The following is a 19,033-nucleotide window of genomic DNA, read 5'->3' on the forward strand; positions in this document are numbered from 1 at the left end:
GGGAATATCCGAGTGGTAAACCATTCTAAACCCATATGCACCTTCTGCGGCGAGCCTCCTTGGTCCATCATGCAACAAACGGCGCCGAAACCTTCTGCACAGAAGCTACGCTGCGCATATCGCATACGAAACGCTGTAGGTGGGCCCTATGATCAACGCGAAACTCCTGCAACTGATGGTCGAGCATTCGAACGATGGTATCGTCGTCGCCGAGCAGGAAGGTAATGACAGTATCCTTATCTACGTCAACCCCGCCTTCGAGCGCCTGACCGGCTATTGCGCCGACGATATCCTCTATCAGGACTGCCGTTTTCTTCAGGGCGAGGCTCATGACCAGGAGGGCCTGGCAACCATCCGCGAGGCGATCCGCGAAGGCCGCCCCTGCCGGCAGGTGCTGCGTAACTATCGCAAGGACGGAAGCTTGTTCTGGAATGAGTTGTCGATCACGCCCGTGCGCAACGAGGCGGACCAGTTGACGTACTACATCGGCATCCAGCGCGACGTCTCAGCACAGATTTTCGCTGAGGAAAAGGTACGCGAGCTAGAGGCTGAAGTGGCTCAATTGCGACGGCGCCTGGAACAGCCCGAGCGCTGAAAAAACTATACAAGATCATCCTCTTGTATAGATTAATGCCAGGATTTCAGCTATACTTATACAACAAAAAAATTTTGTACAGGTTTGCCTGGAGCCCAGCATGTCAGCCTACCTAGAGCAATTCGCCGAGCGCTTCGCTGGCCTTAATCGGGCCAACCTCGACACGCTGGAAAAACTGTACAGCGAAGAGGTCACCTTTCGTGATCCCCTGCATCAAATACAGGGGCTGCCGGCCCTGAGGGCCTACTTCGAGCAGTTGTACGCCAACGCCAGCGATATCCGCTATGCCATCACTAGCGCCGACGAGGTAAGGCCTGGGCAAGGCTACCTGCGCTGGACACTGCAGTTTTGCCACCCACGCCTGGCACGGGGTCAGCCGATCACGTTGCAAGGGTGTAGCTGCTTGCATTGGCGCGACCGCGTGCATTTTCACCAGGACTATTTTGACGCCGGTGCCCTGCTTTATGAACACCTCCCCCTGATGGGTGGTGCAATCCGCTGGCTCAAAGGCAGACTGGCATGAGCCGCTGCTGGTTGACCGGCGCCAGCAGCGGTATCGGTGCCGCACTCGCACACATCCTCCTGGAGCAAGGCCATCAGGTTGCCTTGGGCGGGCGCCATGCCGATCGCCTTGCCCCTCTGGCCGACAAGTTTCCGGGGCAGGTATTACTGGCCATCGGCGATCTTGACAACCCGGAGCAGGTCGCCGGGATCGCCGCACAGATCGAGCAGGCCTGGGGAGGGCTGGACATGGCCATTCTCAATGCAGGCACCTGCGAATACCTGGAGCCGGGGCGTTTCGATCCAGCATTGGTCGAGCGTGTAATGCGCACAAACCTGCTGGGTGTCAGCTACTGCCTGGCGGCGGCGCTGCCCTTGCTTCGCGCCGGCCAGCGCCCCCACTTGGTGGTAATGGGCAGTTCTGTAACTTGGCTGGCACTGCCCCGCGCCGGCGCCTATGGTGCTTCCAAAGCCGCAGTGCGCTATCTGGTGGAGTCACAGCGAATAGACCTGGCTCGCGAGGGTATCGCGGTCACCCTGGTCAGCCCTGGCTTCGTCGACACGCCGCTTACCCGTCGCAACGATTTCCCCATGCCGCAGCTGTGGACTGCGCAGCGTGCAGCGCGGCATATCGCCACGCGCCTGCCCCGGCGCCCCCTGGAAATTAACTTTCCCGGCCTCTTTACCTTGGTGTTGCGCCTGTTAGGGGCGCTACCCGCGCGCCTGCGTTTGGCACTCGGCCAACGCCTCGCCCGTCATGAACAGGAATCATGATCCATGCGTATCGCAATCATCGGCAGTGGCATCGCGGGGCTGACCTGCGCCCATCTGCTATCACGCAAGCATGAAGTAACGGTTTTCGAGGCCGAGCAATGGATCGGAGGGCACACGCACACCCTCGATGTGGTCTGGAAGGGCCAGCGCCATGCAATAGATACCGGCTTTATCGTTTTCAACGACTGGACCTACCCCAACTTCGTTCGCTTGCTCGACCAGCTCAAGGTCGCCTCGCAGTCGACCGAAATGAGTTTTTCCGTGCATGATCCGATCACTGGCCTGGAATACAACGGTCACGATCTGAACACGCTGTTTGCCCAACGCCGCAACCTGGTGTCCCCAGGTTTCTGGGGCATGATACGGGATATTCTGCGTTTCAACCGTCAGGCACTGGCCGACCTGGACAACCAGCGTATCGATGCCCACACCACCCTGGGCACCTACCTTAGGACACGGCGCTACGGGCAGCGGTTCATCAATCACTACATCGTGCCGATGGGGTCGGCGATCTGGTCGATGTCCCGCGCCGACATGCTCCATTTCCCCCTTGAGTTCTTCGTGCGCTTCTGTCGCAACCACGGCTTGTTGTCGGTCAACCAACGTCCCCAGTGGCGGGTGGTTGAAGGCGGTTCACGCAGCTATGTCGCGCCGCTGTGCCGACCGTTTGCCGAACGCATCCGCCTCAACTGCAAGGTATCCCGGGTAAGCCGCGATGAGGGTGGCGTGACCCTGGTGAGCACGGCCGGCACGGAACGCTTCGACAATGTAGTGTTCGCCTGCCACAGCGACCAAGCTTTGGCGCTGTTGGAAACCCCAAGCATGCAGGAGCGCACCGTGCTCGGCGCCATCGGCTACGCCAGCAACGACGTGGTGCTGCACACCGATACCCGCCTGCTGCCTCGCCGCAGGAACGCCTGGGCCAGCTGGAACTACCGCCTGGGCGGCCCAGAGAAGGCCCCCGCCGCGCTGACCTACAACATGAACATCCTGCAAGGAATCCAGGCATCGACAACCTTCTGCGTGAGCCTCAACCAGACCGCACTGATAGACCCGGCGCAAGTGATCGCACGCTTCCAGTATGCCCATCCTCAGTACAGCATTGCCGCGTCCGACGCACAGGCTTGCCAGGCACAGCTGCAGGGTCAGCAGCACAGTTACTTTTGTGGCGCCTACTGGGGCAACGGCTTTCATGAGGACGGGGTGGTCAGCGCACTGAAGGTGGCTGCACACTTCGGAGAGCAATTGTGAATAGCAGCCTTTGTATGGGCTGGATCAGTCACCGTCGGCTGACCCCGCGGCGCCATGCTTTCCGCTACCGGATTGGCATGTTTTACCTGGACCTAGACGAGCAAGCCTGGCTGATGGGCCTGTCACGCTGGCTGGGACGCTGGCGCCTCGCGCCGCTGTGCTGGCGCGAGGCCGACTACCTGCCAGCGCAGACCCGGAACGGCGTAGCCCTGGCACAGGCCGCACGGTTGCTCGTCGGGCAGGCCACGGGGCATATGCCCGAAGGCCCGGTGCGGCTGCTCACGCAGCTGCGTTGCTGGGGGGTGTCGTTCAACCCGGTGAGCTTCTATTTCTGCCATGACCGCGACGGGTTCCTGACGGCGATCCTGATGGAGGTACGCAATACCCCGTGGCGCGAGCGCTTTCATTACGTGCTACCGGTGCAAGACAACCTTGGCATGCCCTTCACCGTGGCCAAGGCTTTCCATGTTTCGCCGTTCATGCAACTGAACATGGACTATCACTTGCGCTTTTCCATGAGCGCGGACCACGTACGCATCCACATGCAGAACTGGCAAGACGGCCGCAAGGTGTTTGAGGCCGACCTCGCCCTGCACCGTCAACCACTGGACGGAACCGCGCTGCGTCGATATGTGATGACCTTCCCATGGATGAGCCTGCGCACTGTCTCGGCCATCTACTGGCAAGCGCTACGCCTTTTACTCAAACGCACGCCCGTGCATGACCACACCACCAGCCTGAATGACCTGGCGCTGGGCCAACCTTGCGAGGACCCTGATGATGTCAAATCCCACAGTGAGCGTTAGCAAGTTCGCAGGCCTTGCGCCCCTGCTCGGCGGGCTGGCACGAAGCGCCGTACTCGCCCAGCTGGGCAAGCTGCGCCACGGCCACCTACGTCTGCTCTGCCACGGGCAGCAGTGGAGTTTCGGTGATGGCGACAGCCCGTTGCAGGCCGAGGTGGAGATCCTTGATGAAGCCTCTTGGAGCCTGATCGCAGGCAATGGCTCGATCGGGGCTGGCGAGGCCTACATTCACGGCTATTGGCGAAGCCCCGACCTGGCGCTGGTGACCCGCCTGTTCGTCGCCAACCTTGAAGTGCTCGACGCGCTCGAGGGTGGCCTGGCCCGTTTCGGCCGCCCCGCCCTGCGGCTTCTGCACCGCTTCAACCGCAACAACAAACGCGGTGCCCGGCGCAATATTCTGGCCCATTACGACTTGGGCAATGCCCTGTTCGAGCGGCTGCTGGACCCCACCATGATGTATTCGGCGGCCCAATTCGAACACCCTGGGCAAACACTGGAGCAAGCCCAGTTGCACAAGCTGGAGCGCATCTGCCAGAAGCTTGAACTGCATCCTGACGATCACCTGCTTGAAATTGGCAGCGGCTGGGGCAGCCTGGCGATCCACGCAGCCACCCGATACGGCTGCAGGGTCACCACCACGACGCTCTCCGAGGCGCAGTACAGCCATACCCTGGCGCGCGTTCAGGACCTCGGGCTGGAGCAGCGCGTCAAGGTACTTCGCGAAGACTACCGCGACCTTCAAGGCACCTTCGACAAACTGGTTTCGATCGAAATGATCGAGGCAGTCGGCCATCGTTACCTGCCCGTGTATTTCCGCCAGTGTGCCTCGCTACTCAAGCCCGACGGCCTGATGCTGCTGCAGGCGATCACCATCCGCGACCAGCGCTACGCCCAAGCGCGGAGCTCGGTCGACTTCATCCAGCGCTACATTTTCCCCGGTGGCGCCCTGCCTTCGCTGAGCGTATTGCTCGACACCGCCACCCGGCATACCGCACTCAACCTCGTGCACATGGAAGACTTCGGCCGGGACTATGCCCACACCCTGCAGCACTGGCGTGCAAACCTGCGCCAGGCGCGCACAGCACTGACGGACCTGGGCTACGACGACATGTTCCAGCGCCTGTGGGAGTTCTACCTGTGTTACTGCCAGGGCGGTTTCGAGGAGCGCACCATCGGCGTTGCGCACCTGCTGTGGGCAGCGCCACTGGCACGGCGCGCCCCATTGCCTTACGGTGCCTGATGCCCGGGCGCTGGCTGCTCGCCAATGCCGTCTGGTTACAGGCTGGCTGGTGGATCTGCGTGCTGGGCGCCGAACGCCCCTGGCTATTGCTGCTGGTGATTGCAGGTGTAGTGGTGCACTTGCGCCTGTGCCCGGATGTTAACGCCGAGGTCAAGGCGCTGTTGCGCGTCACCTTGGCCGGGTGTGTGCTCGATAGCGCGCTGGGGGCACTGGGGATGTTCGGTTTCGACGCCTGGCCGCTGCCACTGTGGCTGACGCTGCTGTGGCTGGTGCTGGCCAGCGGCATGCGACACAGCCTGGCATGGGCCGGCAGGCACTGGCAGCTCGGTGGGCTGCTGGGCGCACTGGGTGGCCCCTTGGCCTACGTAGGCGGCGCAAGGTTTGCGGATGTCGCCCTGCCGCTTGGCGCGCTGCAAACCGGCCTGCTACTGATGCCGATTTGGGCCTTGGCCCTGCCACTACTCGCGCGCCTCGCAGCGCGGCGCTGACCTGCGGCATCGCTCGGAGCAGTAGCGCACCTGCTCCCAACAGCGAGCCCAGCGCTTACGCCAGTTGAACGGCCGACCACACACCACGCAGACCTTGCTGGGCAAAAGGCTCTTTTTCATAACGCCTGCTGCGCATCGAGCTGCGCCAACAGTGCCTGGCCACGCTGCCACACGGCGTCGCGCCGGCTAGCCGTCATGCCATCGAGGCTGCGATAGACCAGAGCCAAACGCGGGTTCGTCGACAGCAGGGGGCGATGGCGGATGAGAAAATGCCAGTACAGGGCATTGAACGGGCAGCCATCGTCCTCGATCACATGATCGACCTTGTAACTGCAAGCCTTGCAATGATTGGACATGCGCTGGATGTAACGACCACTGGCGCAGTATGGCTTGGACCCCAGGTAGCCGCCGTCGGCGTGCATCACCATGCCAAGTGTGTTGGGCAGCTCGACCCAGTCGAAGGCATCCATATAGACCGCCAGGTACCACTCGCAAATCGCGGTGGGCGCGATACCGGCCAGCAAGGCGAAGTTGCCGGTCACCATCAGCCGCTGGATATGGTGCGCGTAGCCCAACCGCAGGGTCTGCCCGATGGCTTGCTCCATGCAGCGCATACGGGTGCGCCCGGTCCAATAGAATTCAGGTAACGCTCGGTCGTTGCCCAGGTGATTGAGCCCGGCATACTCCGGCATTCGCAGCCAGTAGATACCGCGCACATACTCGCGCCAGCCGATCAACTGGCGAATGAAGCCCTCAGCTGCATTGAGCGGTACCCGCCCCTCGCGCCAGGCCTTGTCGACCTCCTCACACAAACCTCTCACATCCAAAAGCCCGATATTGAGCGCCGCACTGATGCGCGCATGAAACAGGTACGGCTCGCCCTCGGCCATTGCATCCTGGAAGTCGCCAAAAGCCGCCAGGCCAAAATCCAGAAAATGCTGCCACAGCTGCTGTGCCTCGGCATGGGTGACAGGGTAGTCGAAGCCGTCGATGTCCCCGTAGTGGTCGCTGAAGCGACGACGTACCAGTGCAACTACCGCTGTCGTGATCCCGTCCTGTGGGAAATGCGCAGCGAACGGCCCTCGCAACTGGCGAGGTAATGACTTACGGTTATCACTATCAAAATTCCAGGCCCCGCCTGCGGGACTGCCGTCGGGCTCCAAAAGCAGGCCGGTTCGTTTGCGCATGCCACGGTAGAAATGCTCCATTCGCAGCTGGCGACGCTCATGAGCCCAGCGTGCGAAGGCCTCGCGGGAGCACAGAAAACGTGTGTCGCGATGCCACACAAGGGGCAATGCGGCATCACGCAAAGCCTGCTCCAGGCGCCACTCCCCGCACTCGGTCAAGTGAATGTGCGTGGCGCCCAGGGCGTGTTGCCAGCGATGCAACTCGCCAACGATGCTGCCGCTGTTGCCGTCAGCATCGAGCTCGACATAATGCACCTGCCAACCCCGCTCACGCAGGGCCTGGGCAAAGTGCCGCATGGCGCTGAAGATGAGTACGATCTTGAGCGGATGATGCGGCACGTAGCGAGCCTCACCCTCCACTTCCGCCATCAGAACAGCATCGCGGGCGGGGTCAAGGGCAGCCAGGCTCGCCAGATCGAACGACAGCTGGTCACCCAGCACAAGGCCCAGGCGCATCGTTCAGGCTACCACTGGCTGGTGAGCGTTACCGGTACGCGCAGCGGCGCAATGGGGCCGTCACGTTGCCCGCACATCTCATCATGCACCACCTGCTGTACCAGCATGCAGGGCACAGGTGGCAGGTCGGCCAACAGCTGCCGCAGCTCGGTAGTGGAGCGCACGCGAACGGGCTGCCCATGCGCATCGCTCAATGTCACGGGGCCGGCGTCGGTCAAAGCGCGCAGGAGGTAGAAGCCACCCTCTAGCGACAGCAGTTCAAGTTCCTTTGCTTCGCCGGTCGAGACCAGCTGGGTAAGCGCGATCAGGTTCATGGTGTGCCCTCTGGCAGGCGGCGGAAGAACAGGGTGATCTGGCCAATCTCAACGCCCAGCTTGCTCATGCTCGAACGGTTGATCAGGGTGTCGTCATCCATGAGGTACATCCAGTCGTCCAGGTCTACCTGCCACTGCTGCCCGTCAACCGGCAGGTCCAGCTGGTAACGCCATCGCAGCGCGTTACCCGCGACTTCGCCGCGCGCCTCGCCGATCACGTCCCCCGCGGTTCCGCGCCAGCGGCCAGGGCCGTCCGGCACCAGTGTCCAGGTACGCTGCTGGCGAGTGCCATCGCTGTAGAGAAAATGTTCGTCAAGGATCAGCCGCTCACCTTCACGGCGGCTGTCGATACGCACGTGGAAGCGCTTGACCACTTCCCCTGAACGCTTCTGGAACATCCCCCAGGCCTGCACCGGTCGCGAAAAAAATGCAGCCAGGTCCAGTTTCGGCTGCTCCTGGGCATAGTGCTCGACACCAACATTGCCGCAGCTGCCCAGAAGCAGGCAGGAAACCAGCAACAGTACTTTGTACATGTTCATGTTCCTCGGTCGTTGCCAGCCAGCCCAAGCAGGCGCTGACGCAGTTGTGTATCCCGGGCTCCGTGGTCGAGCCAGATGGCAAAGAATGCCCTTGCAAAGACCGGGTCGGCGATTTCGCGGCTGAGTTTACCGTCGACGTAAAAGCGGCAGCCCTGCCCCGGCAGGTACAAGCCAGTAATGCGCATGCCGGGGCGCACGTCCACGAATGCATGTTCAATCGCATGGGCCCACGCCGTGCGTTGTTGCGGCGTTATGCTGCCGGCGTTGAGGCGGCGCATTTCCTTGAGGCTGGCCTGTACCAAGGTGTCCCTGGACAGCGATCGGTGGTAGAGGAGCTCAAGGGCGAAAGGCTGGTTCCAGTCATGAACTGGCCCTGCTGTCCATAATTGGGCTGTGTAAAGACGCAGGCCAAACCAGGTGAACTCACCGCCCCCCAGCCGTTGCGCCCCAGGCAGCTCCGCTCGCCAGCCCGCCATCGCCGAAAAGGCAGCCAGTAGCAGACAAAGGCAGGTCCAACGAGCACGGTGCACCATACTGACCTCGAGCAGGCCTAAATACTGTACAACAATAGCACTCTGTACAGATATTTTATTGCCTTGCATAGATTTTAATAGGCAACGCCTGCCCTCGGTCACGCCACTAGCGATATCACCAGGTCCACAACAATGATAGGTACGAATGCCACGGTCAGCAGCGCATAGGCCTTGCGCGAGCCGGCTGCAAACACACACAGCGGGATCGTGATCATGATCACGTCAAGGGCGCCCCAAAGCGCCAGAGGCGAAACGCCGAACAACAGAATGTTGACGATGAACCCAAGCAGGTAATAGCCCGACAGGAACAGCAGGGCGTAGCGGCCATCCTGCTCGAAATACACGCGAAGCCCTTCGAGCTCGTCCTCGCTCCGGCTGGGCAACATCAGCGCCGAGGAAACGAACAGCGCAAGTGCCAGCAGCACCAACAGCAAAAATTCCTGGAACGAGAAGGTCGCCCTTACTTGCGGCAGCGAATTGACCGCCCACCAGAAATCCATCTGGGTGGTGAAGAGCATGACCGCCCAGACCAGAGCCACCCAGTCTGGAGCAGCGTTGCGACGGATACGGAAGACGGTCACCGCCCCCAGAAGCAGGCGTGTGACAGAAAGGCCCAATACCATAGACAGGACGGTAGCAACGATAGGGAAATTGCTCATGGTGCCTCCTGCTGACCAAGACTCTGGACAGCGTAGGCGGCGAACAGCAAACTTTGCACAAATGAGTGCGGGTTCTGAGGGTTTGTCGCTGGATTTTCAATGCCTGTGAAACCGAGCGCCACAACAAGCCTCAAGGCAGGCTGTTCCCCACCAAAAACTGCAGCGTCACTCACCCAAGGAGCCTGCCTTGTCAGAACGCACTCACTGCGGCGTGAAGCCCAGCGACTCTGCCTGGTCGGTGTTTCTGGTGTTCTTGCGCCTGGGGCTGACGTCTTTCGGTGGCCCCACTGCGCACCTGGGTTACTTCCGTGAAGCATTTGTAGCGCGCCGCCAATGGCTCAGTGAGCGCAGTTATGCCGAGCTGGTCGCCGTGTGCCAACTGCTTCCCGGCCCCGCCAGCAGCCAGGTCGGCATCGCTCTGGGCCTGTCACGGGCGGGGTTCGCGGGCGCTGTCGCTGCGTGGGCAGGGTTCACATTGCCATCGGCCCTCCTGCTGACGCTGTGTGCTCAGGGCCTGGGGGCATGGGGAGGTGGCGCCCCAAGTGGCCTGTTGCACGGCCTGAAAATCGTCCCAGTCGCCGTGGTGGCCCAGGCGGTGTGGGGCATGGCACGTAGCCTTTGTACCGATGTTGCGCGCGTAACCATCGCCCTGTTCGCTGCCTGTACCGCTCTGCTGTGGCCCAACGCGATCGGGCAGATAGCGGTGATCTCAGGCTCGGCCATCACAGGCTTGATCCTGCTAAAGCCTCCGGGCTCCACGGCAGGGGAAGAGCTGCCGTTTTCAGTCAGCCGAAAGGTCGGGCTGGCTGCGCTGGTACTGTTCTTTGCCTTGTTGGTGGGTTTGCCGCTATTGACCCGCATCTGGCCCTCGCAAGCACTGGCAATGGTCAACGCCTTTTATAGCGCAGGCTCGCTGGTATTCGGCGGCGGGCATGTCGTTCTACCGTTGCTTGAGTCGGCCACAGTGGCCAATGGCTGGGTCACAAATGACACCTTTCTCGCAGGTTATGGCCTGGCGCAGGCCATACCGGGCCCACTCTTCACGTTTGCAGGCTTCCTGGGTGCATCCATGAGCGTGCAGCCGTCCGGCTGGGTGAGCGCGACCGTTGGCATTCTCGCCATTTTCACCCCCTCCTTCCTGTTGGTGATCGGTGTAGTTCCCTTCTGGGAAGCACTGCGGCGCAGCGCCAGCAGCCAGTCAGCGCTTGCCGGGGTAAACGCCGGCGTGGTCGGGCTTCTGCTGGCTACCTTGTACCAACCGGTGTGGACGAGCGCCATAACCAAGCCAGCAGACTTGGCATGGGCGCTGATCGCCTTGATGGCCCTGATGTTCTGGAAGTGGCCTGCTTGGTTGGTTGTCCTGAGCTGCGGCGTGCTCGGTTGGCTGCTGAGCAGCACCTTCTAGAGACCTTTGAGACAGTATCGGGCAGCTCACTGCAAGGGAAGCGACACGATGGCAGCCAGCCCACCAGTGGCCCTGTTTTCCAGGCGCACCTCCCCACCCAGCCGCTCGACAATAGTGGCCACGATGGATAACCCCAGCCCTGCGCCATTGGGGCTATTGCGGCTATAGAAGCGCTCGAATACCCGCACAAGATTCGCCTCGTCTATACCTGGGCCTTCATCTTCGACAACCAGTTCGAAGCGATTTGCCAGGCGCCTCAGTGATACCGTGATACGCCCGCCAGGCGGTGAATGCTCTACCGCATTGGAAACCAGGTTCTGCAAGGCGATGCCCAGCGCTCCGGCATCGATCATCAGGCCATGGTCACCTTCGCTGAGATCCAGCGAGGGCTCCAGACCGCGATCCAGTATCCAGGGGGTGAGATCCGCCAGCACATCGATGAGCACTTCGCCCAGGTCGACACGGGTGGTGGCGCGCTGACCAAGGCGCGGCTCGACGCGGGCGAGGGTCAGCAACTGGTTGACCACCCGGGTCAGCCGGTCCACGCCGCCAATCAGAAAGCCGAGGGCTTTCTGGCGCTCGGCATCGGTAATGGCGGCCTGAGCGTTTTGCGCATGCAGGCGCAGGATCGCCAGCGGCGTGCGCATCTCATGGGCGGCGTCGGCAATGAACCGATGCTCGCGCCGCAGCAGGTCATCGATCTGCGCCAGCAGGCGGTTGATGGCGGCCTGCATGGGCTCAAGCTCGGTCGGCAACGGCACCAGTTGCAGCGGTTCGAGGGAGTCGGCATGGCGCGCACGAATCACATCGGCCATGTTCTGCAACGGGCGCAACCCCCAGCCGATGGCCGCCCAGACCAACAGCGCCAGGCCCAGGCTGCCGAGCAGGAACGGGAAAAGGGTATGGCGTACGATGCGGTCGATCAGGTCGTAACGCACATCGTCGCGCTCACCCACCCAGATTACCCACTGTTTTTCGGGCACCGGTAATACAAAGCCGCGCCACTGTTCACCACCGCTGGCAAAATCGTAGAAGCCCGCCGCCGTAGGCGGTGCGTCGAGCGGCGGTGCACTGGGGGTGTGCACCAGCAACCGTGCTCCCTCCCCCCACACCTGGAACGCCAGCTTGCTCTCATAGGGGTGGCCCACACGGTGGCGCCCGGCCTTGCCTAGAGCCTCGTTGAATGCCTGATACAGCTTTTCGCGGTTGCCATCCTGCACCGGCAGGTTCATCACTCCCTGCAACAGCCGGGCATTCTGAGCCATGTGGGCATCGTAGACTTCGTTGATCTCGCGTCGGCTGTCGTGATAGTTGTACAACGCCAACAACCCGGTGCCGAGCAGCATCAGCACCATCACCCGCCACAATGTGCGCTGGCGCAACGAGCTCACAGCTTGGCCTCGACCAGATAACCGATACCGCGCACCGTGCGGATCAGGCTGTTGAACAGTTTCTTGCGCAGGTGATAGATGTTCACCTCCAGCGTGTTGCTCTCAGGCTCCTCGTCCCAGCCATACAGCAGCTGGGTCAACCGCTCACGCGTGAACACCTTGCCCGGTTGCGCCAGCAACTCGTGCAGCAGGCGATACTCCTTGGGCGTCAGTATCACAGGCACGCCGTTGTAGTGCACCTGCTGGGTGGCAGGGTCCAGGCTTACGCCTGCGTGCTCGATGAGCACCTTGGCCCGCCCGGCGCTGCGCCTGAGCAAGGCGCGCAGGCGGGCCTTGAGCTCGTTGAGGTCGAAAGGTTTGACCAGGTAGTCGTCGGCACCGGCATCCAGGCCAGAGATACGGTCCTCGGTCGCATCGCGCGCGGTGAGGATCAGTACCGGCAAGCTGTTGCCCCCTGCCCTCACCCGTCGCAGCAGCTCGATGCCGCCCAACCGCGGAAGCCCGAGGTCGAGGATCACCAGGTCGAATACTTCGTGTTGCAGGGCATGCAGCCCGCTCAGGCCATCGCGCAGCCAGTCGAGGGTGTAGCCCTCTTGGCGCAACCCGTCGCAGATCCCCTCGCCCAGGGCGGTATCATCCTCAACCAGCAGCAGCCGCATGTTCAGTCCTGTTTATCCTTGATGGCCTTGAGTAAAGCATCGATATCGCCACGCCGGCCCTGATCGGCCAGTTCGCGGCCTGGCCGTGGCGGCGCCTGGCGTGCTTTTTCCAGGGCAGCGGTGGCTTCAGCGTAGCGTTTTTGCCGGAACAGATGATCGGCCCAGAAGTAATTGCTGTCGATACCATTGGGGTTTATTTGCAGCGCCTTGCGCAACAAGGTATCTGCCTTGTCGCTGTCACCGAAACCGATAGGCCAGCCTGGCACCTGGTCGTACAAGGTGCCCAGGCTGGTATACGCCGAGCCCTGCAGGGCATTGGGGTCGAGTTTCATCGCCTCTTCGAGGCTGGCCTTGGCCGACTTGACCTTGCCCAGCGCCCCCAGGCCGCCGGTGGCGCCCGCCCAACTGCTGTTGATGATGCCCTCCCAAATCAAGGGTTCGGCCGAGCCCGGGTGCTGGTGAACCAGGGTGGAAGCGTCGGCTGCCAGCTTCTCGAACGCATCGGCGCGTTTGTCTTTAGGCGTCTGGTACTGGATCTGCGCCCAGCGCTGCTGCAAGTTAGCCAATTGTTGGCTGCCGGCCTGGTCCAGCGCCCAGGTGAGCGGTGCGAACGCCAGCAGGCCAGCGATGAACAGACGTTTCATTTGATCGACTCCTTCGAATGGCTAACGAGGTAACGACGGATCACCGGCAGTTGCTTGCGCAGCGCACGGTCGACCACGCCGGGCAACATGCCGTTGATGCGCACGAAGAGCTTTTCCGGCCAGCCCAGATAAAGCTCGCTGCGTTCTGACTGCACGGCCTTGAGCACAGCGCGGGCCACATCTGCCGGGTCGTCCATGCCGACCTTCAGCGCCTGGTTGAGGGCCGTGGCGGCGGTGCTGTTCATTGCGGTGCGGGTCGCCCGGGGTGCGGCGTACATGACATTCACCGAGGTATCGGCCAGTTCGCGGCGCAGCGCCTCAGAGAAGCCGCGCAGGGCAAACTTGCTGGCGCAGTAGGTGGCATAGCCAGGGTAGCCGATCGAGCCATAAGTGGAACCGACGTTGACGACCATCGCCTTGGGTTGTGCGCGCAGCAGCGGCAAGCAGACACGCGTCAGTTGCAGGGCGGCTTTAAGGTTGATGTCCAACAGCTCGTCCAGGGCCTGCTCGTCGATCTGGTCGAACAGGGCAAAACGGTTCACGCCCGCGGCATTGATCAGGACGTTGACCCCGCCCATCTCCCGGGCACGTGCAAGCACCTGCTCACGCCCGTCATGGCTGCGCAGGTCGGCCGACTGCCAGAGCAGCCTGTCGTGATAACGGTTCATCAAACTGGCGAGCTTGCCCATCTGCCGGCTCACCGCCAGTACCCGGGCATCGGCTGCGCACAACTGTTCGGCCAGTTCCAGGCCGATGCCGCCGCTGGCGCCGGTGAGTATCACTGCACACTCAGGCAAGCGCATGACGCACCTCTTGCAGGCCCGCACGCGGCAGCCCGTGGAACATGTCGGTGTACAGGCGGTAAACCACCTTGGCCGCATGAATCACAGCCCGCTGGTCGTCAGCATCATCAAGGCGGTCCATCAACTGCCGGTAGGTGACCATGTGGTCCTGATCCAGCGCGCCATGAGAGCTGAGGTAGCTGAAGGCCCTGTCGGGCAACGCCAGCGTGCTCTGGATTGTGCCGGCGGCCTGGGTGGCCAGGGCAATGCTGGTGCCTTCGAGCACATTGACCATGCCAAACAGCCCGACCGGGTTGCCACGGGCAATCAAGTCGTAAAGGTAGGCGACCATCAGCTCGATCGGCAGCGCCGGGCGACCGTCACGCACCGCCTCCCAATCGGCACCACAGGCAATGATGTCATTGAGGACCCACTGCTCGTGGCCGTACTCCTCCTCGATGTATTCGCACACGGCGCCGCGCAGCCATTCCAAACGCGATGGCAGCCGTGCCCCGCACGCCATCATCAGTGGCACGGTGTGGCGTACATGGTGGTATGCCTGGGTCAGAAACGCCACATAGCTGTCGAGGCTGACGTGCCCCGCCAGCGCATCGCGTATGACCGGTACGGCAAACAGGGCCTGACGCTCCTGGGTAGTTTGCATTTGCAGGGTATCGAAAAAGGACATGGCATACCTCACAACGGGATGTCGGATAACAGGGAGTGGTAACGCCGCAGGATGGCCTCGCGGCGCGGGCGGCCATTGGCGGTCAGTGTGTCGTCGGTACTGGACAAGGGGCACGGCAGGCGACGCCAGGCATGGACCCTGGCGTAGTCCGGCAGCAAGGCATTGCACTGCTGCACAGCCTGGTCGATGAGGGTGTCAGGGGTAGCGGGGTCCAGCGGCCAGAGCAATGCCAGGTTCTTTGGCAGGGCCTCGCCATGCACGAACGCCTGGGCGATCACGCCGCTCTGGGTCAGTTCGGCCTCCACCCATTCCGGGTTGACGTTGCGCCCGAAGCTGGTGATGAACTGGTGTTTCTTGCGGCCATCGAGGTACAGGTAGCCCTCCTCGTCGAAATGGCCTAGGTCGCCGGTGGCCCACCAGCTATCGCAGACGGGGGGTTCCTCCAGATAGCCGAGCAGCACCGAGCCCGCCACCAGTAGCTCCCCGTCCTCGGCGATACGCACCTGCACATGGGGCAGCGGTTTGCCGACACTGCCGCGGCAGGTTGCGCCCGGCCGGTTCAAGGCCACCACCGAAGCACACTCTGACAAGCCATAGCCCTCGAACACAGGCAGGCCGATCGCTTCAGCGCGGGCCAGCAAGCTGGGTGCCACACGGGCACCGCCGACCGCAACGAACCGTAGCGCCCCCACCCGCATCAGCCCACGCTCGATAGCAGTGATCAGCCCCATCAACAGCTGCGGCACCAGAATCAGGCTCTGCGCGCCGCTCAGGGCGATGGCCCCCAGCAAGCGCTTGAAATCGACCTGGCTTGCACCGCCCATGCCCAGTTGCGCCTGGGTGTACAGCAACACACTTGCCCCGGCCATCAAGGCGGCGTAGACACCCAGGTTTTCCAACAGCACACCCAGCGGCAGCACCGCCAGGTAACGCTGAGGTTCACTGGGCCGGCTGGCCACCTCCAGTTCCCGGGCGACACGCAACAGAGCCTCTACAGACAGGCACACCCCTTTGGGCTTGCCCGTGCTGCCGGAGGTGTAGGTGATCTTGGCGGTACCGGCAGGCAGCGCTGCAGCGGGCTCTGCCTCGCGAACCCAGAACACGTCCTGCTGAGCGAACCCCAGCTCGGCGAGCGTACCGTGCCATTGCGGGTCGCACAGCACATGGCTGGCACCACTCTGCTCGATGCAATGGCTGAACTGGGCAACACTCAAGAACGACGGCACGATTACACAGGGACGCTCGGCAAACAGCGCCGCCAAATCCCAGAACAGCAACTGCGGGGTGTTATCCAGTGCCAGTACCAGAGGGCCTGGCGAACACGTACCCAAGCCGTGGGTACGCAACCCCACCTCTTCCAGCAGCTGCCTGTAGGTGAAGCGCTCAGTCGCCCCTTGCACGGCAATGGCGTCACCGTGATCCCGGGAAAACGTGACCAGCAGTTGATGAAAGCGCTCCAGTTCATGCGGCATGGCCAGTCTCCTGGAAGGCGGTTGGCAACCCCAGGCGCTGGAACACCCCAGCCTTGCTCAAGGCATCGAAGCCATGACCGATGCTTCCGGCATAGACTTGTGGGTGCTGAGCGTAATAGGTACCCCATTGGTCCACCTGCCCATTCAGCCGAGCCGGGTCGGCCGACGCCAGCACCGACGGCACCAACCCCAGGCGCTGGAAACTGTTGATCAGTGTCGTCGCGCCGGTGAACGCCACCCACTTCAGGCCCCGTGTGGCCAGCAACCAGGTCACCGCTATGATCATGATTCGCGCGCTACCGGCACTGAGCGAGGCCAGGTTGCCCACTTCGACCATGCACTCACGCTCAAGGGGGCAGCCCGCTACCCGCGAAACTGCGGCTTCCAGCGGCTCATCCAGATAATGTTCGAGGAACAGCGGCCCGCTGCTGGCCGGGCGCAAGCCTGCGGCGGCAATCAGCCGGCCATGGCTGTCGTGCAGCGCCAGCAGTTCGGGCAGGTAATGGTGCACATCAGCGTGGTGCACGTTGGCAAAACACTGATGAATGAAGTGCTCCAGCGCTTCGCGGCCAGGGTCCTTGTGCAGATGAAGCGACAAGTGGGCGTGATGGTCGACGTGGCTGCCGATAGGCAATGGGAGCAGGCTGCTCCACTGGGACTGGGTCATGAAACTCCCCCCGTTTGGGCTTGATGGGGTGAGTATCAGTGGTCAATCTGAAGGGAATCTGAAGTCACGGATTCGACCTTGGTCGCAGGGCGCGAGTTGATCGTTGGAGACAGCAGCCAGCGCGATAAGAGCGGCCACTGACTGACCTTTATCAATCACCCCGTGATGTTCAAGCGTAGAACCGACACGATGGCCTTTATCGGCCAAACTTCTGTCAGGGCCACAGGGGAGCCGTCGATGTTAACCGTCACACTGATCAACGCGCTGGTCGTGATGCTGGTGGTGGTGATTCATTACGAATGCCTGCTACGCCTGAACGACTGGCTACCGCGGCTCAAGCTCTGGAGCCGGTTTCGCATCGTCATCGGGGTGTTCGGTGCGTTGGCGGCCCACGCACTGGAAGTCTGGTGCTTTGCCCTGGCCTATTACCTGATGGCCAATGCCAAAGGCTGGGGCACGCTGAGCAGCAACTTCGACGGCACGTTCATGGACTGCGTGTACTTCTCGTTCACCACCTATACCACCATAGGTTTCGGCGATATCACACCCAGCGGCGACCTCAAATACCTCACAGGCCTGCAGGCACTGACTGGCCTGGTAATGATCACCTGGACGGCTTCCTTTCTGTTTCTGGAAATGCAGAAGTACTGGAAGACAAAGTAGCGAGGCGCGGGCCTATCAGCCCGGTAATTGACAACTATCAAGCACGCAAAAGGCGACGCGCTGAAACTGAGCCCTCTTAGTCCACCGCAAACTGTCAGGAGCCTTGCCATGGCATTCGCCGAAACACCCCGCCCCCAGGCCGCCGCGTCATTTCCTGCCATGGCCGGCGAACACTGGATCGAACCGCTCGACAACGGCACCCATGTGCTGATCAGGCCTTTACAGCCCGAAGACCGTCAGCGCGAGAAGACCTTTATCGAACGCCTGTCGCCACAGTCGCGCCACTTCCGCTTCCTGTGCCAGCTCAAGGAGCCTGGCGAAGCCATGCTGGATCAACTGATGGTCGTTGACCACGACCAGCACATGGCCTATGTGGCCCTCGCCCATGTCGACGGTGAACTGCAGGAGGTCGGTATTTCCCGTTACGCGACCCAATCGGATAGTGAAGAATGCGAGTGCGCCGTCACCGTCCTCGATAGCTGGCAGCGTCAGGGTTTAGGCACATTGCTGCTCCAGCACCTGATCGACCACGCACGCGCCCAGGGCCTGCGGCACATGTATTCCATGGACGCTGCGGCCAATTTGGCGATGCGCGACCTGGCTCAGGCAGCAGGGTTTACCAGCGTCAGAGACCCGGATGACCCAAGCCAGTTGATTCACCGGCTTTTGCTGGCCTGAGGCGATGCCGCAGCGGTGGCCTCCGGCAGCAGGTCCAGTTGCTCCAGGCACTGCCGCTCATCGGCCGCGGTCACCCCCTCGAACGCCCTGACTTCAAGCAACGGCGTATTGAACAGGGCCAGCCGGATGACGCCGTTGCGATCCAGAAACGTTTGCGCCAGGCACTGGCAGACCGATTTGGCCACCAGTGCGGCGAACGCTCGATCCTCTGGCAGATCAATCTGTGCCTGCAAGTTGGTCTCGCACCCGCTCACAATGCCTTGTACGGAACGGCTGGCGAGCACGAGTGTGCTTATGCCCAGCACGGCCAACAGTAGCAGCATGCCCAGCATAATGTTCGACTCTCTGGCCACACCCCGGACCAATGCAAGCCTCGCTTGCCAACCTGTCCCCTGCCCGGAAAAAATGGTCTCGCCCACAGCGCCCTTGAAACAGCGGTGCACGGCCAATCCGACCGCTGCGCTCAGCGCCAGCACTGCCAGCACAATGACCGGGGCACGCATGGGCAGCCGCCAGGCCGGGCCCAGCACCTGATACACCGAGGCGGCAACCACCAGCGTGGCAATTGCCGCGATCCATCCAAGGCTGCCCCTGGGCCGTGTTACCCAGGCCCTGAGCTTTGCCCTTGCTTGCATATTCATGAG

Annotated in this window: 24 protein-coding genes; 10 read left to right on the forward strand and 14 right to left on the reverse strand. The window is 62.1% G+C overall.

Going from position 1 to position 19,033, the window contains the following annotated elements; genetic code table 11:
* Positions 1–148 precede the first annotated feature (148 nt).
* From UB48_RS16670 to UB48_RS16700, 7 genes are all read left to right on the forward strand, one after another.
* The gene (locus UB48_RS16670; RefSeq protein ID WP_045198994.1) at positions 149–595 is read left to right on the forward strand and encodes a PAS domain-containing protein; all 447 of its coding nucleotides are present in this window, start codon (positions 149–151) and stop codon (positions 593–595) included.
* 100 nt (positions 596–695) lie between these two features.
* Positions 696–1,118 carry a nuclear transport factor 2 family protein gene (locus UB48_RS16675; protein WP_045198996.1) on the forward strand — a complete coding sequence of 141 codons (423 nt, stop codon included), beginning with the start codon at positions 696–698 and terminating at the stop codon, positions 1,116–1,118.
* Positions 1,115–1,870, forward strand: a complete 756-nt coding sequence (locus UB48_RS16680) for an SDR family oxidoreductase (protein WP_045198999.1) — start codon at positions 1,115–1,117, stop codon at positions 1,868–1,870. The genes UB48_RS16675 and UB48_RS16680 overlap by 4 nt, the downstream gene beginning before the upstream one ends.
* A gap of 3 nt (positions 1,871–1,873) precedes the next feature.
* Positions 1,874–3,121, forward strand: coding sequence for an NAD(P)/FAD-dependent oxidoreductase (locus UB48_RS16685; protein WP_045199001.1), 1,248 nt, complete (start codon positions 1,874–1,876; stop codon positions 3,119–3,121).
* On the forward strand, positions 3,118–3,927 hold the full coding sequence (locus tag UB48_RS16690; protein WP_045199003.1) for a DUF1365 domain-containing protein: 810 nt from the start codon (positions 3,118–3,120) through the stop codon (positions 3,925–3,927). The genes UB48_RS16685 and UB48_RS16690 overlap by 4 nt, the downstream gene beginning before the upstream one ends.
* The gene (locus UB48_RS16695) at positions 3,902–5,164 is read left to right on the forward strand and encodes a cyclopropane-fatty-acyl-phospholipid synthase family protein (protein WP_045199005.1); all 1,263 of its coding nucleotides are present in this window, start codon (positions 3,902–3,904) and stop codon (positions 5,162–5,164) included. The genes UB48_RS16690 and UB48_RS16695 overlap by 26 nt, the downstream gene beginning before the upstream one ends.
* Positions 5,164–5,652 (forward strand): DUF2878 domain-containing protein, encoded by a 489-nt coding sequence (locus tag UB48_RS16700; RefSeq protein WP_045199007.1) that lies wholly within the window; start codon positions 5,164–5,166, stop codon positions 5,650–5,652. Before UB48_RS16695 ends, UB48_RS16700 begins: the two co-directional genes overlap by 1 nt.
* Here the strand turns inward: UB48_RS16700 and UB48_RS27365 are convergent.
* The 6 genes from UB48_RS27365 to UB48_RS16725 all read right to left on the reverse strand — a co-directional run bounded on the left by UB48_RS27365 (position 5,623) and on the right by UB48_RS16725 (position 9,340).
* Positions 5,623–5,772, reverse strand: coding sequence for a DUF2256 domain-containing protein (locus UB48_RS27365; RefSeq protein ID WP_082075466.1), 150 nt, complete (start codon positions 5,770–5,772; stop codon positions 5,623–5,625). The genes UB48_RS16700 and UB48_RS27365 overlap by 30 nt on opposite strands.
* Positions 5,769–7,295, reverse strand: coding sequence for a cryptochrome/photolyase family protein (locus UB48_RS16705; protein WP_045199009.1), 1,527 nt, complete (start codon positions 7,293–7,295; stop codon positions 5,769–5,771). The genes UB48_RS27365 and UB48_RS16705 overlap by 4 nt, the downstream gene beginning before the upstream one ends.
* Before the next feature lie 8 nt (positions 7,296–7,303).
* Entirely contained in the window at positions 7,304–7,609 is a 306-nt protein-coding gene (locus UB48_RS16710; protein WP_016486281.1) for a DUF6482 family protein, read from the reverse strand.
* Positions 7,606–8,142 (reverse strand): DUF3833 domain-containing protein, encoded by a 537-nt coding sequence (locus UB48_RS16715; protein ID WP_045199014.1) that lies wholly within the window; start codon positions 8,140–8,142, stop codon positions 7,606–7,608. The genes UB48_RS16710 and UB48_RS16715 overlap by 4 nt, the downstream gene beginning before the upstream one ends.
* A 2-nt stretch (positions 8,143–8,144) precedes the next feature.
* A complete protein-coding gene (locus UB48_RS16720) occupies positions 8,145–8,681 on the reverse strand; it encodes a chalcone isomerase family protein (RefSeq protein ID WP_045199103.1) in 537 nt (178 codons plus the stop codon).
* A gap of 98 nt (positions 8,682–8,779) precedes the next feature.
* A complete protein-coding gene (locus UB48_RS16725; protein ID WP_045199016.1) occupies positions 8,780–9,340 on the reverse strand; it encodes a hypothetical protein in 561 nt (186 codons plus the stop codon).
* A 187-nt stretch (positions 9,341–9,527) separates the two neighbouring features.
* On the opposite strand from UB48_RS16725, the gene chrA reads away from it, so the two are divergent.
* The gene (gene chrA, locus UB48_RS16730) at positions 9,528–10,745 is read left to right on the forward strand and encodes a chromate efflux transporter (RefSeq protein WP_045199018.1); all 1,218 of its coding nucleotides are present in this window, start codon (positions 9,528–9,530) and stop codon (positions 10,743–10,745) included.
* Between the two features lie 26 nt (positions 10,746–10,771).
* Here the strand turns inward: chrA and UB48_RS16735 are convergent, their stop codons facing one another.
* Genes UB48_RS16735 through UB48_RS16765 form a run of 7 tightly spaced genes read right to left on the reverse strand, consistent with a single transcriptional unit; the run spans position 10,772 to position 17,048 of the window.
* Complete coding sequence (locus UB48_RS16735; protein ID WP_045199021.1) at positions 10,772–12,136, reverse strand: ATP-binding protein; 1,365 nt, start codon at positions 12,134–12,136, stop codon at positions 10,772–10,774.
* Positions 12,133–12,795 carry a response regulator gene (locus UB48_RS16740; protein WP_045199023.1) on the reverse strand — a complete coding sequence of 221 codons (663 nt, stop codon included), beginning with the start codon at positions 12,793–12,795 and terminating at the stop codon, positions 12,133–12,135. The genes UB48_RS16735 and UB48_RS16740 overlap by 4 nt, the downstream gene beginning before the upstream one ends.
* A 2-nt stretch (positions 12,796–12,797) precedes the next feature.
* A complete protein-coding gene (locus UB48_RS16745; protein WP_045199025.1) occupies positions 12,798–13,439 on the reverse strand; it encodes a hypothetical protein in 642 nt (213 codons plus the stop codon).
* Positions 13,436–14,242: an SDR family oxidoreductase gene (locus tag UB48_RS16750; protein WP_045199026.1), complete on the reverse strand. Its 807-nt coding sequence runs from the start codon at positions 14,240–14,242 to the stop codon at positions 13,436–13,438. Before UB48_RS16750 ends, UB48_RS16745 begins: the two co-directional genes overlap by 4 nt.
* Positions 14,229–14,909, reverse strand: a complete 681-nt coding sequence (locus UB48_RS16755) for a TenA family transcriptional regulator (protein WP_045199028.1) — start codon at positions 14,907–14,909, stop codon at positions 14,229–14,231. The genes UB48_RS16750 and UB48_RS16755 overlap by 14 nt, the downstream gene beginning before the upstream one ends.
* A gap of 8 nt (positions 14,910–14,917) precedes the next feature.
* Positions 14,918–16,381, reverse strand: a complete 1,464-nt coding sequence (locus UB48_RS16760; RefSeq protein WP_045199030.1) for an AMP-binding protein — start codon at positions 16,379–16,381, stop codon at positions 14,918–14,920.
* Positions 16,371–17,048 (reverse strand): thermostable hemolysin, encoded by a 678-nt coding sequence (locus UB48_RS16765; protein ID WP_045199032.1) that lies wholly within the window; start codon positions 17,046–17,048, stop codon positions 16,371–16,373. Before UB48_RS16765 ends, UB48_RS16760 begins: the two co-directional genes overlap by 11 nt.
* Before the next feature lie 237 nt (positions 17,049–17,285).
* Between UB48_RS16765 and UB48_RS16770 the strand changes: the two genes are divergently transcribed.
* Positions 17,286–17,711, forward strand: a complete 426-nt coding sequence (locus UB48_RS16770) for a potassium channel family protein (protein ID WP_045199034.1) — start codon at positions 17,286–17,288, stop codon at positions 17,709–17,711.
* Between the two features lie 108 nt (positions 17,712–17,819).
* Entirely contained in the window at positions 17,820–18,389 is a 570-nt protein-coding gene (locus UB48_RS16775; RefSeq protein WP_045199035.1) for a GNAT family N-acetyltransferase, read from the forward strand.
* On the opposite strand, the gene UB48_RS16780 is transcribed toward UB48_RS16775, so the two are convergent.
* Positions 18,368–19,030: a hypothetical protein gene (locus UB48_RS16780; protein ID WP_082075467.1), complete on the reverse strand. Its 663-nt coding sequence runs from the start codon at positions 19,028–19,030 to the stop codon at positions 18,368–18,370. The two genes, UB48_RS16775 and UB48_RS16780, sit on opposite strands and share 22 nt — an antisense overlap.
* Positions 19,031–19,033 lie beyond the last annotated feature (3 nt).

Source organism: Pseudomonas sp. 2(2015) (assembly GCF_000955865.1).
Taxonomy (GTDB): Bacteria; Pseudomonadota; Gammaproteobacteria; order Pseudomonadales; family Pseudomonadaceae; genus Aquipseudomonas.